General features: G+C 56.4%; 16 protein-coding genes and 1 pseudogene. 6 read left to right on the top strand and 11 right to left on the bottom strand.

Translation table 11 applies throughout. The annotated features are described in order from the left end of the window. Window positions 1-82 precede the first annotated feature (82 nt). Window positions 83-2,143 carry a M3 family metallopeptidase gene (locus HWX89_RS03320; RefSeq protein ID WP_138795281.1) on the bottom strand — a complete coding sequence of 687 codons (2,061 nt, stop codon included), beginning with the start codon at window positions 2,141-2,143 and terminating at the stop codon, window positions 83-85. A gap of 171 nt (window positions 2,144-2,314) precedes the next feature. Here HWX89_RS03320 and HWX89_RS03315 point away from each other — a divergent pair, with 171 nt between their 5' ends. From HWX89_RS03315 to HWX89_RS03305, 3 genes are all read left to right on the top strand, one after another. Next, window positions 2,315-2,740: a hypothetical protein gene (locus HWX89_RS03315; protein WP_138795280.1), complete on the top strand. Its 426-nt coding sequence runs from the start codon at window positions 2,315-2,317 to the stop codon at window positions 2,738-2,740. 135 nt (window positions 2,741-2,875) lie between these two features. Continuing rightward, window positions 2,876-3,337, top strand: coding sequence for a MarR family winged helix-turn-helix transcriptional regulator (locus HWX89_RS03310; protein WP_138795279.1), 462 nt, complete (start codon window positions 2,876-2,878; stop codon window positions 3,335-3,337). A 3-nt stretch (window positions 3,338-3,340) separates the two neighbouring features. Further along, complete coding sequence (locus tag HWX89_RS03305) at window positions 3,341-4,537, top strand: multidrug effflux MFS transporter (protein ID WP_178340607.1); 1,197 nt, start codon at window positions 3,341-3,343, stop codon at window positions 4,535-4,537. A gap of 60 nt (window positions 4,538-4,597) precedes the next feature. Here HWX89_RS03305 and HWX89_RS03300 read toward each other — a convergent pair whose 3' ends face one another. Then, window positions 4,598-5,821 carry an argininosuccinate synthase gene (locus tag HWX89_RS03300; RefSeq protein ID WP_138795402.1) on the bottom strand — a complete coding sequence of 408 codons (1,224 nt, stop codon included), beginning with the start codon at window positions 5,819-5,821 and terminating at the stop codon, window positions 4,598-4,600. Between the two features lie 334 nt (window positions 5,822-6,155). On the opposite strand from HWX89_RS03300, the gene HWX89_RS03295 reads away from it, so the two are divergent. Together HWX89_RS03295 and HWX89_RS03290 are read left to right on the top strand one after the other, a co-directional pair. Continuing rightward, window positions 6,156-7,010, top strand: coding sequence for an SDR family NAD(P)-dependent oxidoreductase (locus HWX89_RS03295; RefSeq protein WP_138795277.1), 855 nt, complete (start codon window positions 6,156-6,158; stop codon window positions 7,008-7,010). 123 nt (window positions 7,011-7,133) lie between these two features. Further along, window positions 7,134-7,781, top strand: a complete 648-nt coding sequence (locus HWX89_RS03290; protein WP_138795276.1) for a LysE family translocator — start codon at window positions 7,134-7,136, stop codon at window positions 7,779-7,781. 30 nt (window positions 7,782-7,811) lie between these two features. Here the strand turns inward: HWX89_RS03290 and HWX89_RS03285 are convergent, their stop codons facing one another. From HWX89_RS03285 to HWX89_RS03255, 7 genes are all read right to left on the bottom strand, one after another. Further along, on the bottom strand, window positions 7,812-8,606 hold the full coding sequence (locus HWX89_RS03285; protein ID WP_138795275.1) for an ABC transporter ATP-binding protein: 795 nt from the start codon (window positions 8,604-8,606) through the stop codon (window positions 7,812-7,814). Then, the gene (locus HWX89_RS03280) at window positions 8,603-9,481 is read right to left on the bottom strand and encodes an ABC transporter permease (protein WP_138795274.1); all 879 of its coding nucleotides are present in this window, start codon (window positions 9,479-9,481) and stop codon (window positions 8,603-8,605) included. The genes HWX89_RS03285 and HWX89_RS03280 overlap by 4 nt, the downstream gene beginning before the upstream one ends. An 87-nt stretch (window positions 9,482-9,568) precedes the next feature. Continuing rightward, window positions 9,569-10,522, bottom strand: a complete 954-nt coding sequence (locus HWX89_RS03275) for an ABC transporter substrate-binding protein (RefSeq protein ID WP_138795273.1) — start codon at window positions 10,520-10,522, stop codon at window positions 9,569-9,571. Window positions 10,523-10,630: 108 nt separating this feature from the next. Then, window positions 10,631-11,869, bottom strand: coding sequence for a dual-specificity RNA methyltransferase RlmN (gene rlmN / locus HWX89_RS03270; protein WP_178340606.1), 1,239 nt, complete (start codon window positions 11,867-11,869; stop codon window positions 10,631-10,633). Window positions 11,870-12,073: 204 nt separating this feature from the next. Continuing rightward, a complete protein-coding gene (locus HWX89_RS03265; protein WP_138795272.1) occupies window positions 12,074-12,577 on the bottom strand; it encodes an invasion associated locus B family protein in 504 nt (167 codons plus the stop codon). A gap of 296 nt (window positions 12,578-12,873) precedes the next feature. Continuing rightward, window positions 12,874-13,254, bottom strand: coding sequence for a YkvA family protein (locus tag HWX89_RS03260; protein WP_138795271.1), 381 nt, complete (start codon window positions 13,252-13,254; stop codon window positions 12,874-12,876). A 51-nt stretch (window positions 13,255-13,305) separates the two neighbouring features. Then, complete coding sequence (locus tag HWX89_RS03255; RefSeq protein WP_138795270.1) at window positions 13,306-13,611, bottom strand: 4a-hydroxytetrahydrobiopterin dehydratase; 306 nt, start codon at window positions 13,609-13,611, stop codon at window positions 13,306-13,308. Window positions 13,612-13,693: 82 nt separating this feature from the next. On the opposite strand from HWX89_RS03255, the pseudogene HWX89_RS03250 reads away from it, so the two are divergent. Then, window positions 13,694-14,174: pseudogene (locus tag HWX89_RS03250) on the top strand (low molecular weight protein-tyrosine-phosphatase). Here the strand turns inward: HWX89_RS03250 and thpR are convergent. Together thpR and HWX89_RS03240 are read right to left on the bottom strand one after the other, a co-directional pair. Next, entirely contained in the window at window positions 14,108-14,701 is a 594-nt protein-coding gene (gene thpR, locus HWX89_RS03245; protein WP_138795269.1) for an RNA 2',3'-cyclic phosphodiesterase, read from the bottom strand. The pseudogene HWX89_RS03250 and the gene thpR overlap by 67 nt on opposite strands. A gap of 68 nt (window positions 14,702-14,769) precedes the next feature. Beyond that, window positions 14,770-15,420: an arylesterase gene (locus tag HWX89_RS03240; RefSeq protein ID WP_138795268.1), complete on the bottom strand. Its 651-nt coding sequence runs from the start codon at window positions 15,418-15,420 to the stop codon at window positions 14,770-14,772. Window positions 15,421-15,439 lie beyond the last annotated feature (19 nt).

Raw genomic sequence — 15,439 nt, 5'->3', positions numbered from 1 at the left:
AACCTTTTTTTTGTAAATGCGAAAGGGGGGCTTTGTCATAAGCCCCCTGCGCCTAGGTTCTAGCTGAAAAATGTGACGGTCTTTATGCAAGCCCGCGTTTGGCGAGCATCGCATCCGGACTGGGCATCTTGCCGCGGAAAGCGAGATAGGCTTCCTCGGGGTCAATCGATCCACCCACGGAATAGATATTGTCCTTCAGCTTGCGCGCCATTTCCGCGTTGAAGGCATCGCCGGTTTCCTCGAAAGCGGCAAAGGCGTCAGCATCCAGCACCTCCGACCACATGTAGGAGTAATAACCGGCGGAATAGCCATCACCCGAAAATACATGCTGGAAATGCGGGGTTGCATGCCGCATTACAATCGATTTCGGCATTTTCAGTTCGTCCAGCACCTCGCCCTGCACCGCCATAGGATCAGCCACCGCATCGCGCGTGTGGAAGGACATGTCGACGATTGCCGAAGAGGTAAACTCGACCGTGTTGAAACCGGCATTGAATGTCTGCGCGGCCAGCACCTTGTCGAGCAACGCCTTGGGCATGGGCTCGCCAGTCTGGTAGTGAAGCGCGTATGTCTCCAGAATTTCCGGAACGGTCAGCCAGTGTTCGTAGAGCTGCGACGGCAATTCCACGAAATCGCGGGATACGCCCGTCCCCGAAACAGAAGGGTACGTCACATCAGACAACATGCCATGCAGGGCATGACCGAATTCATGAAACAGCGTCCGGGCGTCATCGAGCGAAAGCAGCGCCGGTTTGCCTTCGGCGGGTTTTGCGAAATTGCAGACATTGTAGATGATCGGCAACTCACCGACAGCGCCGTTCTTGAGCGGCAGCTTGTGCTGCGATTGGAACGAACTCATCCATGCACCGGAGCGCTTGGATGGGCGGGCGAAATAATCGCCGAGGAACATTGCCTTCAGTTCGCCGCTGCCATTGCGGATTTCAAAAACCCGCACATCGGGATGATAGGCCGCGACACCTTTCGTTTCGACCGCGCGGATACCGAAAAGCCGGTTGGCAACATCGAAGCAAGCATCGATGATTTTTTCCAACTGCAGATAAGGCTTGAGCTCAGCCTCCGAGAAGCTGAACTTCTGAGCGCGGAGCTTTTCCGCATAGTGACGCCAGTCCCATGGCATCACGTCGTGGTTTTTGCCTTCCTCCGCAATGATTGCCGAAAGTTCAGCCTCTTCTTCACCAGCACGGGCAACGGCCTTTTCCCAGACCTGACCAAGCAATCCATTCACCGCATCGGGCGTTTTCGCCATGGTGTCGTCCAGCTTGTAAGCGGCAAAAGTCGCATATCCCAGAAGCTTCGCCTTTTCTTCGCGCAGCTCCAATGTCCGCTTCACCGTTGCACGGTTGTCAGTTTCGCCACCGTTTTCACCGCGTGCCACCCAAGCTTTGAATGCCTGCTCACGCAGATCACGACGCTCGGAGAAGGTCAGGAACGGCTCGATAATCGAGCGCGACAGCGTCACAGCAAATTTTCCATCCTCACCATGCTCGCGCGCGGCTCCTGCCATCGCATCGCGCAGGAATGCAGGAATTCCGGCAAGTTCCTCTTCGGAGGACAGCAGAAGCTTCCAGTTCTTTTCATCCGCCAGGACATTTTGTCCGAATTTGGCACCGAGCCCGGCCAGTTCCTCATTGATCGACGCAAGCCGTTCCTGGCTCGCCTTCGGCAGCTTCGCGCCGGAGCGGACAAAGCCCTTCCAATGACGCTTCAGAACACGCTTTTCCTCGCCTGTAAGGCCGAGATCATCACGCTTCTCCCAAAGGGCATCAATACGTTTGAACAACGCCTCGTTCATGCCGATCCTGGAATAATGGCGCGACATTTTCGGTGCGATCTCCCTCTCCAGTCCTTGAATGACCGGATTGGTGTGTGCACCTGCCTTATTCCAGAAGAGTGCCGAGACCCGTGAAAGATCGTCTCCGGCGATTTCGAGTGCAGTAACAGTATTCACGAATGTCGCCGGTTCGGAGTTATCGGCAATCGCATCGATTTCCTTGTCGTGCACAAGAAGTGCCGCATCGAAGGCTTCGGCGAAATCCTCGTCCCTGACAGCTTCAAACCTTGGCAGCCCATTCGGGCCATTCCAGTCTACGAGTGCAGGATGGGGAGCGGCTGCGGATGCCATTTCGTATTCCTCATGCGATTGCTGCTTTGCATCATATGGGCATGCCTTCCCCACCAATTCAATACGCGGATTTGATGTGGAGGACGATGACCCGACTGGTGCCGAATATTGACCATATCAGCGATGACATGGTTACATTTCCATCCATATCCCATGATGGAGATATGTATTATGGAGATTTATTCCTTAAGGTCTGCCAGCAGTTTTTTCTTCAGAGAAGATTCCAGAAACACCAGGGCCGTGGCCACCCCCGATTTTGAACAGACCACGCACAACGAAACGACCGCGACGTTTGAAGATTCCGTAAAGCGCGTCGATTTTACCAGCCTGAGCCCGCGGGAAGTGCGGGAATTTGCCCAAGGTTGCTACGACACCGGCAAGATCAGCCATGACACATGGGGCGAGCTCTCGTCCGACTTGCCAATGCAAACGCTGAACGCCAATGGCGAAGTTGTCGATACCAGCAATGTCACAGATGATACTCAGTTCGATTTTGTCGGCTACTTCTCGGACCGCCTTGAAATAGCGCGATCGATCGGCACCGTCGAAGAAACGGACAAGATAGAAAACGTCTTGTCCTTTTTCGCGTCGGCTTGAAGTGTTGCGGTAAAGGAATATCGCCCGGTATATTGACCGGGTCGGGAAATACTTTGTCCATTTACGACAAAATCTGTCATATGCCATTGATTGTCGCCGGGATTTTAGTAAGGCTGACTTACGAAAAGGCGGATCATGGGCACGAAACTCGAAAAAGATTCATTGGCTTTTCTGCTCAACAGCAGCGCACGCCTGTTGAATACAGCTTTTGAGCGCCGCATCGCCGATGCCGGTCTTGGACTGACACCCGGCGAAGCGAGGGCGCTGCTGACGGTTGCCATCATCGACGGCAGCAAGCAATCCGACATCGCCGCACGTCTTGGTATCGAGCCCATGACGATATGTGCCTATATCGACAAACTTCAGTCTCTCGATCTCGTCGAGCGCCAGCAGGACCCGAATGATCGCCGGTCAAAGCGCATCGTGCTGACGGAAAATGCAGACGAGATGCTGAAAGCCGTGAGGCAGGAAATCGACCAGCTTCTGCGTCAGGCCACGCAGGGTTTGAGCGAAGCCGACATCGCTACATTCCGCAATTGCCTTCAGGCCCTTCGGGAAAATCTTCAACCGGAACAGCCGTCCCAGAGCGGTCAGTAAGACATGTCATCAAAAACCATCATGTCCAGGCGGCGCACGGCCATGCTCGGCGCGCTCCTGACCGCACTCGGCCCGATCTCCATGGCGATCTATACCCCGGCCATGCCGGAGCTGGTGCACGGCTTTGCCACGACGGACTCCGCTGTGAAGATGAGCCTCTCGCTTTATTTCGCGGGATTTGCCTTGGCACAACTGATTGCCGGTCCTACCTCTGATGCGTTCGGACGGCGCACGGCAAGCCTGATTTTTCTGTCGATCTTTCTGCTCGGTAGTGTGCTCGCCATTCTTGCCCCGACGATCGAGTTTTTGCTGCTGGCGCGTCTGGTACAGGGGATTGGCGCCTCCGTCGGCATGACCGTTGCCCGTGCCTTTGTGCGTGACCAGTTTACGGGCGCCGAAGCCTCCAGCATCATGAACCTCATCGGCATCATGCTTGCCATTGGCCCCGCAATGGGCCCGACGATCGGCGGCCTGTCGCTCGCCGCTTTCGGCTGGCAATCAATTTTCTATCTGCTGGCCGGCCTTGGCGTCATCGCCATTCTATCGGTTGTTTTCTACCTCCGGGAGACAACAAGTCCGGACAAAAGCCGCATACGGCCGACGCGACTTTTTTCCGCCTATCGGGAATTGCTGGGGCAACCACGCTTTCTGCTGGGTGCACTCGTTCTCGGTGGCTCGATTGGCGCCCTCTATGCGCAAGCGACCATGCTGGCCTTCATCCTCATCAAGGATGTCGGCCTGTCGCCGACAGCCTTTGGTGTCGGCATGCTGATGCAATCCGGCTCCTATTTCTTCGGCTCGATCGCCCTGCGCTACATCGCACCGAAGCTCGGGGATCGGCATTCAACCGTTCTCGGCCTCTGTTTTTCAGGCACGGGCGGGCTTCTCATCATGCTCTCGGTGTTTCTCCTGCCGCCGTCCTTCCTATCCATCATGGGGCCGGTTGCCGTAGCAACCGTAGGGATCGCGCTGCTCACCCCTTCTATGGTCACCGCAACACTGGCCCCCTTCCCGCACATTGCCGGATCGGCGTCGGCCATGATGGGCTTCATTCAGATTGGCTCTGGCTTTATCGGTGGAGCAGCCGCCTCGCTGATCAATTCGCCGCTGACGAGCTTCGGTATCATCATTCCCGTCATGGAGTTCACTGCCGTCGCGAGCTACATCGCCTTCCGCGTCATCTCCAAAAAGAGCGCATGAAAAACCCGCGGACCAGAAGATCCGCGGGCTGACGTAGTAATCCCAAAATCGTCTCGACGATCAGCCGAGAAGATTGCGCTTTGCTAGCGTGCGAAGGCGCAGCGCGTTCAGCTTGATGAAACCTGCTGCATCCTTCTGGTCGTAGGCGCCGTGGTCGTCTTCGAAGGTTACCAGAGCGTCAGAATACAGCGACTTTTCGCTTTCACGGCCGGTTACCATGACGTTGCCCTTATAGAGCTTCAGCGTCACTTCGCCTTCGACATGCTCTTGGCTCTTGTCGATCAGCGCCTGCAGCATCTCACGCTCCGGCGAGAACCAGAAGCCGTAATAGATAAGCTCGGCATAACGCGGCATCAGCTCGTCCTTGAGGTGAGCAGCACCGCGGTCGAGCGTGATGGATTCAATGGCGCGATGTGCGGCAAGCAGGATGGTGCCGCCGGGCGTTTCATAAACGCCGCGAGACTTCATGCCGACGAAACGGTTTTCAACGAGGTCGAGACGGCCGATGCCGTTTTCGCGGCCATAGTTGTTGAGCGTGGCAAGCAGGGTTGCCGGCGACATTTCAACACCGTTGATGGAGCAGGCATCGCCCTTGCGGAAACCGATCTTGATAACGGTAGCCTTGTCCGGAGCGGCTTCCGGCGAGATGGTGCGCATATGCACGTATTCCGGCGCTTCCACTGCAGGATCTTCCAGAACCTTGCCCTCGGAAGACGAGTGCAGCAGGTTGGCATCCACGGAGAAAGGCGCCTCACCCTTCTTGTCCTTGGCAACCGGAATCTGATGCTCTTCAGCGAATTTCAGGAGATCGGTACGGCTCTTGAACGACCAGTCGCGCCACGGAGCGATGATCTTGATATCCGGGTTGAGCGCATAGGCAGAGAGTTCGAAACGAACCTGGTCGTTGCCCTTGCCGGTCGCGCCATGCGCGATCGCGTCAGCTCCTGTCTTTTTGGCGATGTCGATAAGGTGCTTGGAAATCAGCGGACGGGCAATCGATGTGCCGAGCAGATAGACACCTTCATAAACGGCATTGGCGCGGAACATCGGGAAGACGAAGTCGCGCACGAACTCTTCACGGACGTCCTCGATGAAGATTTCCTTGATGCCCAGCATCTCGGCTTTCTTGCGCGCAGGCTCAAGTTCTTCACCTTGGCCGAGATCAGCCGTAAAGGTGACGACTTCCGCGCCGAGTTCCGTCTGAAGCCATTTCAGGATGATCGAGGTGTCGAGACCGCCGGAATAGGCAAGAACGACTTTCTTTACGTCTTTCGGGAGTGCCATAGTGATGTCCATCTGCATGATGGCGGCATGGGGCATGCCGCCATTTCCTTGGGATTTCGGCACTTTTACAGTGCAACCCCGAAGGTGTGAAGCGCTTTTCCCAAAAAGACATGCGCCAAAACAAAGAATTGGAGAACCGAAACCCGGGGAACGGTACGGCTGGGCAGGCCGAAGCTTGAATGGGGGCTGGAACGAAGGAATTGTCACATGCATTATGTGTTTCGCGCCGTAACATCGACGGACGCAAAACAGAGAGCGTGAATGAAGCCACTCAGGGCTCAAGAAACGTTGCAAGCCGCTGGAAACAGCAGGAAACGACGGGAAGGAGAAACCGATGACGATCATCCACCCAGCATTCAAGGAAGACAATGTTGCCGTCATTACCGGCGCCGCGTCAGGCATCGGCCTTGCTGCGGCGCGTAAGTTTGCCGGCTTCGGCATGAGCGTCGTGCTCGCCGATCTGGATGGAGACAAGCTTGCCGAGGCACATGCCGAGGTTCTCAAGCTATCCAAGGATGGCGAGGCCCAAATTGTCGCCGTTCCGACCGACGTATCGAAGCTCGATGAACTTGAAGCACTCGAACGTGCCGTCATCCAGCGGTTTGGGCGCGTACATGTTCTGATGAACAATGCCGGAATTCAGCCGGGAAGTGCGATCTTCGGCCCACAGGCCAATTGGGAAAAAATCATCAACGTCAACCTGATGGGCGTCGTGAACGGCAGTCGGGTTTTCGGTCCAGGTATGGTCGCGCATGCTGAGCCGTCGCTCATCATCAACACCGGCTCGAAACAGGGCATCACCACGCCGCCCGGCGATCCCGCCTACAATGTATCGAAAGCCGGCGTAAAAGCCTTCACCGAGGCGCTGCAACATGAATTGCGGAATATCGCCAGCAGCGCTGTTTCTGCGCATCTGCTCATCCCGGGATTTGTTTTCACCGGTCTGACCGCCAATGGCAGAACGGAAAAACCCTCAGGTGCATGGACGGCCGAACAGACGGTCGATTTCATGGTCGACAGTCTTGGTAATGGCGATTTCTATATTCTTTGCCCAGACGGAGAGGTGGACCGCCCGACGGACGAAAAACGCATTTTGTGGGCCGCCTACGATATCGTTCAGAACCGCCCGCCGTTGTCGCGCTGGCATACGGAGTATTCGGCCGAATTTACAACGTTCCTCAAGAACTGATTTTTCGAACCTGCCGCGCCTTGAAAAGTGCGGCAGGTGGTCCTCTTCCCTAGGATTCAAAAGCATTGGCAGAAGCGCGAAATCGCGTTAATCAACGGCATCTCCAGTTTTTCAGGTGCCGTGATGGATTTCGTTCCAAGCCTGCCAACTCTTGCTGCATTCACCATCGCCATCCTGCTTCTGGCCGTAACACCCGGCCCCGATATGACGTTGTGGATCAGCCGATCCCTGCGGGAAGGCCGGAAGGCCGGTTTCGTGACCCTTGTCGGCTCCAACATCGGCATTACGGTACACACCCTGCTGGTCGCATTCGGCGTCGCAGCACTGATCGTTGCGTCACCAACCGCCTTCATGGTTCTGAAGACTGGTGGGGCCGCCTATCTCGTCTGGCTGGCCATTCAGGCAATCCGCAAAGGTTCTGATTTCGTGATGGTGAAGACCACGGGCGCAAAACCTCAGGCGTCCCTGAAGTCTGCCCTGTTGAACGGCATATGGGTGAACCTGCTGAACCCCAAGGTCATCATTTTCTTCATGACCTTCCTCCCGCAATTCGTCAGCGCCTCTGACCCTCACGTCACCGGCAAACTGATCTTTCTTGGCATCTGGTCAATCATTGTCGCGCTTCCGATCGGTATCGGCATTGTGGTTGCGGCGGATTCCCTGTCGAGCTGGCTGCAAAGCAACCGCAAGGTCCTGCGCGGGCTCGATTACACGATTGCCGGTGTCTTCTCGCTGTTCGCCGTCAAGATCTTCCTGACACAGGCAAAATAAAAGGCGCTACGAGGAGCGCCTTTTAATCCATCAGCCGATCAACAGCTCATCGTCATCCAGTTTCTGTCCGCGTATCTTGCGGAACATCTCGATCAGATCTTCAACCTGCAAGCCCTTGCGGCTTTCGCCGGAGACATCGAGGACAATCTCGCCGGCGTGCAACATGATCGTACGGTCACCATAGTCGAGCGCCTGGCGCATGGAGTGCGTCACCATCAGGGTCGTCAGCTTGCGCTCGGACACCACTTTGCGGGTGAGTTCCATGACGAATTCCGCCATCCCCGGATCGAGCGCGGCCGTATGCTCGTCAAGCAACAGGACATCGGACCCCGAAAGGGTTGCCATAACAAGCGAAACGGCCTGTCTCTGACCGCCAGACAGCAAATCCATCCGGTCTTTCAGGCGATTTTCAAGACCGAGACCGAGCGAGGCAATACGGTCCTTGAAGAAGTCGCGGCGTCCACCGCCAAGCGCCGGCATCAGCCCGCGCAGTTTGCCGCGTGCCGCTGCCAGAGCAAGGTTCTCTTCAATGCTCAAAACACCGCAACTGCCTGCCAACGGGTCCTGGAAGACACGTGCCACCTGACCGGCCCGGCTCGCCGTCGGCTTGCGTGTCACATCCACACCGCCAATCGTGACCTTTCCCGCTGTAGGCAGGACATCGCCAGCCAGCACGCCGAGCAACGTGGATTTTCCCGCGCCGTTCGAACCGATGACCGTCACGAAGGAACCTTCTTCGATGGTCAGATCAATCTTCGCCAGCGCCTGTTTCTGCAAGGGCGTCCCCTTGCCGAACACGACTTGAATATCGGACAGCGAAATCATGATGTGGCTCCCCGGCGCAGACGCGGCAAGATCAGCGCAACGGCGACCAGCACGGCTGTAACGAAATTGAGATCGGAGGCTTTCAGGCCCAGCGCATCGCTCGAAAGCGCGAGCTGGATAGCCAGACGGTAGGCAATCGAACCAAACACACAACCGATGAGGGCAATGAGAATGCCACGCGAACCAAACAGCGTTTCACCGATGATGACGGCGGCAAGGCCAACGACGATCGTGCCGACGCCGGATGTCACGTCAGCGAAACCGTTGGTCTGGGCAAACAGTGCTCCACCCAGCGCTACGAGCGCGTTGGAAAGCGCCATGCCAAGATAGATCTGATTGCCGGTTTTCACGCCTTGCGCCCGCGCCATGCGGGCATTGGCGCCGGTAGCGCGCATTGCAAGGCCCGCATCGCTTTCCAGAAAACGCCAGACAATGATGACGACGACCACCGCCAGTACACCAACGAACAGCGGCCGAACCAGGTATTCGGAAACACCGAGCCCGTAGAACGGTTCGATAACCGTTTCCTGGTTGAGCAGAGCCACATTTGGCTTGCCCATGACGCGCAGGTTCACGGAGAAAAGCGCGATCATGGTCAGGATCGAGGCGAGAAGATTGAGGATCTTGAAACGGACATTCAACAGCGCCGTCACCATGCCAGCCGCCGCGCCCGCCAGCATGGCAACACCCGTGGCAAGCCACGGGTTCAATCCGGCAATGATCAGCACCGCCGCGACAGCAGCCCCAAGCGGGAACGATCCGTCGACCGTCAGGTCCGGAAAATCGAGCACGCGGAAAGCGAGATAGACGCCGATAGCGACAAAGGCAAAAACCAGCCCAAGCTCGACGGCACCCCAGAAAGCGATTTGGCTCACAAGAAAAGTCCTTGGTTTACCCGCCGCACAAGAAACCGTTGCGGCTGGGGATAGCAGAAGGGCCGCTTTAAAGCGGCCCCGCAGGGATTAGTCGATGACCTTGGTGGCGCGTTTCGTGACGCTTTCCGGGAAAGTCACACCAGCCTTTTCAGCGGCGGTCTTGTTAAGAACAAGATCGGTACCAACAGCAACCGTAGCCGGAATGTCGCCAGGCTTTTCACCCTTGAGGATGCGAACAACGACGGCACCGGTCTGTTTGCCGACGTCGAAGTAGTTGAAGCCAAGAGCCGCAATGGCACCGCGCGCAACCGAATCCGTGTCAGCGGCATAAAGCGGGATCTTCGCTTCGGAAGCGACGCCCGCAGCAGCCTCAAAGGCCGAAACGATGGTGTTGTCGGTCGGAACGTAGATCACGTCCGCCTTGCCAACCAGTGCGCGGGTCGCACCCTGCACTTCGGCAGACTTCGTGGCGACGGATTCGACAACCTTGAGACCGGCCTTCTCGGCTTCAGCCTTCAGCACTTCCAATGTCGAAACGGAGTTAGCCTCGGCGGAATTGTAGATGTAACCGACGGTCTTGGCGTTCGGCGTGATTTCCTTGATCAATGCCAGATGCTCGTTCACTGGCAGCGCATCGGAAAGACCGGTGACGTTGCGGCCGGGCTTGTCCATCGCCTTCACAAGCTGCGCGCCGACTGGATCGGAAACCGCCGTAAATACGACCGGAATATCACGCGTGGCAGCAGCCACGGCCTGTGCGGATGGCGTGGAGATCGGTACGATCACGCTCGGCGCGTCGCCAACGAACTGGCGGGCGATCTGTGCTGCCGTGCCGGGATTGCCCTGCGCGGACTGGTAGACGAACTTCAGGTTTTCACCTTCCTTGTAACCGGCTTCGGCGAGGGCCGCCTTGACGCCATCACGAGCGGCGTCAAGTGCCGGATGCTCAACGATTGCGGTGACTGCAACGGTTACGTCTTCTGCTTTGGCCGGCATGGCGAGGGCGGTAGCAGCCGCCAGTGCCAGAATAAGTGCGCGCATGGGTATCCTCCGATTGTTTTCGTTTCTTTGCCTTCTTTAGGAAAGCGCCAAGTCGAAATCAATCACGCAAGCTCTATGGCAACCATCAATTCTTCTTTTGCAAGAAAATCAGTCGTCAGCGCCATGATTGGCGATCATCATTGCTTCGAAGGCAAGACGTTCGGTTTTGCGCATGCGCTCGGATTCGGACTTGAGCTGACCGCAGGCCGCCAGAATGTCGCGCCCGCGCGGCGTACGGATCGGCGAAGCATAACCGGCCTGATTGATGAAATCGGCAAACTTCTCGATCTGCGCCCAATCGGAGCACTGATAATTGGTGCCCGGCCACGGATTGAACGGAATGAGATTGATCTTGGCAGGCACGCCCTTCAGAAGCTGAATCAGCATCTTGGCGTCTTCCAGGCTGTCGTTCACATCCTTCAGCATCACATATTCGAAAGTGATGCGGCGGGCATTCGACAGGCCGGGATACTTGCGGCAGGCCTCGATCAGCTCCTTCAGCGGATACTTCTTGTTGATCGGCACCAGCATATCGCGCAGATCGTCGCGCACGGCATGCAACGAAATTGCCAACATAACGCCGATTTCGTCACCGGTCCGGAAGATTTCCGGCACGACACCGGATGTCGACAGCGTCACACGACGCTTGGAGAGCGAGAGGCCATCGCCATCGGTCGCAATCAACAGCGCGGTCTTCACATTGTCGAAATTGTAAAGCGGTTCGCCCATGCCCATCATGACGATGTTGGAGACCTTGCGACCTTCGCTCGGAACATATGCACCGACAGGCGTCGAACCATCGGGAAAATCGCCAAGACGATCGCGTGCCAGCAGTAGCTGAGCCAAGATTTCTTCAGCGGTCAGGTTGCGCACCAGACGCTGCGTGCCGGTGTGGCAGAACGAACAGGTCAGCGAGCAACCGACCTGGCTGGAAATGCAAAGCGTGCCGCGGCCCTCTTCTGGAATGTAGACGGTTTCCACTTCGACAGGACGGCCAGCACCGCGCGGCGGGAAGCGCAGGAGCCATTTGCGTGTCCCGTCGTTGGAGATCTGCTCCTCCACGACTTCAGGGCGAGCAATGGTAAACGCGGCCTTGAGCTTCTCACGAAGCTCCTTGGCGACATTCGTCATGTTGTCGAAGTCTGAAACACCGCGCACATAGAGCCAATTCCACAACTGGCTGACGCGCATTTTCGTCTGCTTCTGCGGTACGCCGATTTCCATCAACGCGTCCGCCATCTCCTCACGCGTCATGCCGATCAGCGAGGGTTTTCCGGACATAAGGTCGCTATTGGCCACAAGTGGCGTCTTGACTGCCAGTCCGGCAGTGGCTTCCATTACGGACATCACACTATCCCATCATCCAATGCATCGCCGGACCAGCCTTCTGGGAAGGCGGAAAATCGTCGGCATGTCGTGAAATTCAAAAGGCGGACAACGCAACACGCTTCCGCCTTATCCTGTTGCCGCGCCTTTACCATCAATACGGCAAAAACGCAAATGGCCGATCCTGAAGACCGGCCATTTCAAACGTTGAGGAAGCTGAAAAACTTACTTGCAGCTTTCGATCTGCTTCAGGGCAGCGGAAATGCCCGACAGAGAATAGGAGTAGGAGGTGGCGGTACCGCGTCCGGACGTTGCCTTCACGGTCATGCTTTTGCCACCCTTCATCGCGGCAACAAGTGCCGGCTCTTCAGCAGCGTTTTCAACCCAGGCAGCCTTGTCCTTGGTGAACATCACGAAGTTTTTGTTGTCGATGGTCACATTGACCTTCGAGCCCTGCTTCAGCGAGTAACCCACCATGGCCTGCGGTTCATAGGAAATGTTTTGGCCAGGGCGCTGCGAAACGATGAAGAAAATATCACCGTGATCGACGCTAGCGGGCTCCTTGGCGGTTGGAATGGACAGAACGTAGCAGACGGTGCTGTTGCCCGATTTGTACGAATACGCGCCCCATGCATTGAACTGCTGGATACGCGTGGGCGACTGTGCAGATGCTACGCCAACGCTGGTCAGCAAAATGGCTACTGCGGTTGCTACACTTCTTACAAACATAGAATTTCCTGCCGGGTTATTATCTTCCATTGGCCCGAAGCGGCTGCGGGCTCCGTTTTCAGAACGGCCACTTTCAGGTGCGGATCGTCTTTTCTCATTGTGGTCAGGAAGCGGTTACCAAACCGTCAACAGCACGCATAAAATGCCGAAAACGTCCTGTGGTGTTACAGATCGGCGACTCCCAGCACCCTGAGCGGAAGGACGTGGCACGACCTTCCGCTTCGTGTATGACACACAAATTCAGGCAAGAATTTGTCAGCTATCGGGCTCTGCGGATTGGGCACATCACAGAGGCGTTACCCTTGCTCCTGCTGTCGTTTCAGCATGGCGTCCGCGGCCTCGTAATGCTCCATCTTGATATGAGCACGGATCATGGCAAGGGCTGCGGTGACAACCGCAATGTCATCCGTAAACCCGATGACCGCCAGGACATCAGGAACCACATCCATCGGCATGACGAAATAGGCAAGCGCAGCCAGGATAATACCTTTGGCCTTCAGCGGCGTGCTACGATCGACGGCACAGTAATAGGCGGCTGCCGCGTCGCGAGCGAACGGCACCTTTGTCATCACCCGCTTCATTTTCGGCCAGAACTTGGCGCGGATCACGCGCTCACGTTCTTCCTGCTTGTCGGGTTCGCCGGGCAGGAGAATTTCACCGATTTTCACATCATCCATGATCGACGGTCCTCCAGTCACCGATATTATATGGGGACCGAAGTCTGGCGTTCAATTCCCTCGCCCGGCCGCAGCTTTCTGCATTGCCTCGGCCAGAAGGAAATCACGCTCCGTCACACCTTGCGAATCGTGGGTGGTCAGGCAAACCTTCACACGCGAATAAACGTTCGACCACTCCGGATGATGGTTGAGCTTCTCTGCAACGAGAGCGCATTCCGCCATGAAGCCGAAAGCCTCGGCGAAACTGGAAAACTTGAACGCTTTGACGAGAGCCGCGCCATCCTCCCGCAACGTCCAACCTTCGAGCTTGGCGAGTTCTGTTTTAATGGCGTCCGGTTCAAGTCTGGGATATTTCATGGTGCAACCTCCTTTGTCGGCGTCTTGCTTCCATCAGGAAGCTTGGAGGACGCCTCGTTTATCAGATCGGCTTATGGGTCTTATGAAACGCACATCCGTTCTTTTTGTCTGCATGGGCAATATTTGCCGCTCTCCGTTGGCCGAAGGTATCTTGGCACATCAGGCATCTGCGCAAGGTGTGATGGATCGGCTCTTGGTGGATTCGGCCGGAACGGGCGGATGGCATGCGGGCGATCCGCCGGACCCGCGCTCCATAACGATTGCGAAAAAACACGGCATCGATATTTCCGGACAACACGCCAGACAGGTCAAGCAAGCTGACTTCGCGACATTCGATCTTGTTCTTGCCCCTCGACGAGAACAATCTCTCGAAACTGCTGCAAATCTGCCCCGAGGCGCAAAAGCACAAGGTCCATCTGTTCCTTGACTTTGCATCCGGTCGCCGCAAAAGCGTCCCCGACCCCTACTACGGGGGCGAGGACGGCTTTCTCAATGTCTACAACATGCTTTTGACGGGATGCAGCTCGTTGCTCGAGAAGCTGGAACTGGACCGCGCTTCATGAAGCGGAAACGCTTCCTCCACGATGTATGGGCCGCCGCCAACCGATTCCTTCGATGACATCAGAACAAATCGACCGATACTGAAAGGAGAGGTACGGAAGTTTCCGCGTCCAGAAAGATAATGGACCACGTCATCAAGTCTTGAATTGCGCAACCTTGCCAACGTCACATGCGGCATGAACTTGCGCGGATCGGGTGGGAGACCGATCTTCTGGCAGATTCGTTCGATCTCTGCCTGCAGCGCATTCATTTCCGGTGAGGGGGAAACGCCAGCCCAGATGGAATGCGGCTTCTTTGAACCGAAGGACCCCATTCCGGTCAGGTTGATCTGGAATTCCGGACGGTCGATCCGGTCCAGCCGGTCAACGACCTCATCGGCGGTTCGCCCGTCGATATCACCGATAAAACGCAAAGTTATGTGATAATTCTCCACATCGATCCACCGGGCTCCCGGCAGACCACCGCGCAACAATGAGAGGCTCATGGCCGCATTGCGCGGAATTTCGAGGGCGGTAAACAGTCTCGGCATGGCGAGCTCCCCGAATCTCTTGGCAGAACAAGCATAGCGAATCATGCAATGCGGATTGGCGCAAGTGCTTATTTTTTTTGCGCACTGATTGTCGTGATGAAGCTTTCGACAGCCGGCAAAGATTTCTCCACCATCACCGCCACGCCTTTGGCGTTTGGATGCATCTTGTCATCCAGTTTCAACGCGTCATCCAGCACCACGCCATCCAGAAAGAAGGGGTAAAGCGGGAGATTATGTTTTTCCGCCAGACGCGGGAAAATCGGGTTGAAGCGATTGGCATAATCCTCACCCATGTTCGGAGGCGCCATGATGCCGACGAGAAGGACCGGTATGTTTCGGCCCTTGAAGGCGGTAATGAGCGCCTCAAGGTTCTTTTCCGTTTGATCGGGCGGGATACCGCGAAGCGCATCATTGGCGCCAAGCTCCAGAATGACGCCGTCCGTACCATCAGGAACAGACCAGTCGGCACGTGCGAGGCCGCCTGAAGAGGTATCACCTGAGACACCGGCGTTGGTGATGGCAATATTGGTGCCCTTGGCTTTCAACGCGGCTTCGAGCTGCGCGGTATAACTCTCGGTTGGCGGCAGTTGATAACCAGCCATCAGGCTGTCGCCAAACCCGACGAGTTGGAGGGTGCGATCCTGCGCTTTGGCGGAGACCGCGGCAAATGTTGCGGCGCAAATGACGATGAAGTGAAACAGGGCAGCTTTAAATCTCATTACGGCTTTCCTAATTTGG

Origin of the sequence: Rhizobium sp. RM (genome assembly GCF_013390595.1) — a bacterium.
Lineage (GTDB): Bacteria > Pseudomonadota > Alphaproteobacteria > Rhizobiales > Rhizobiaceae > Agrobacterium.
The sequence above is the reverse complement of the archived record's forward strand: the minus strand, read 5'-3'. Positions and strand labels throughout refer to the sequence as shown.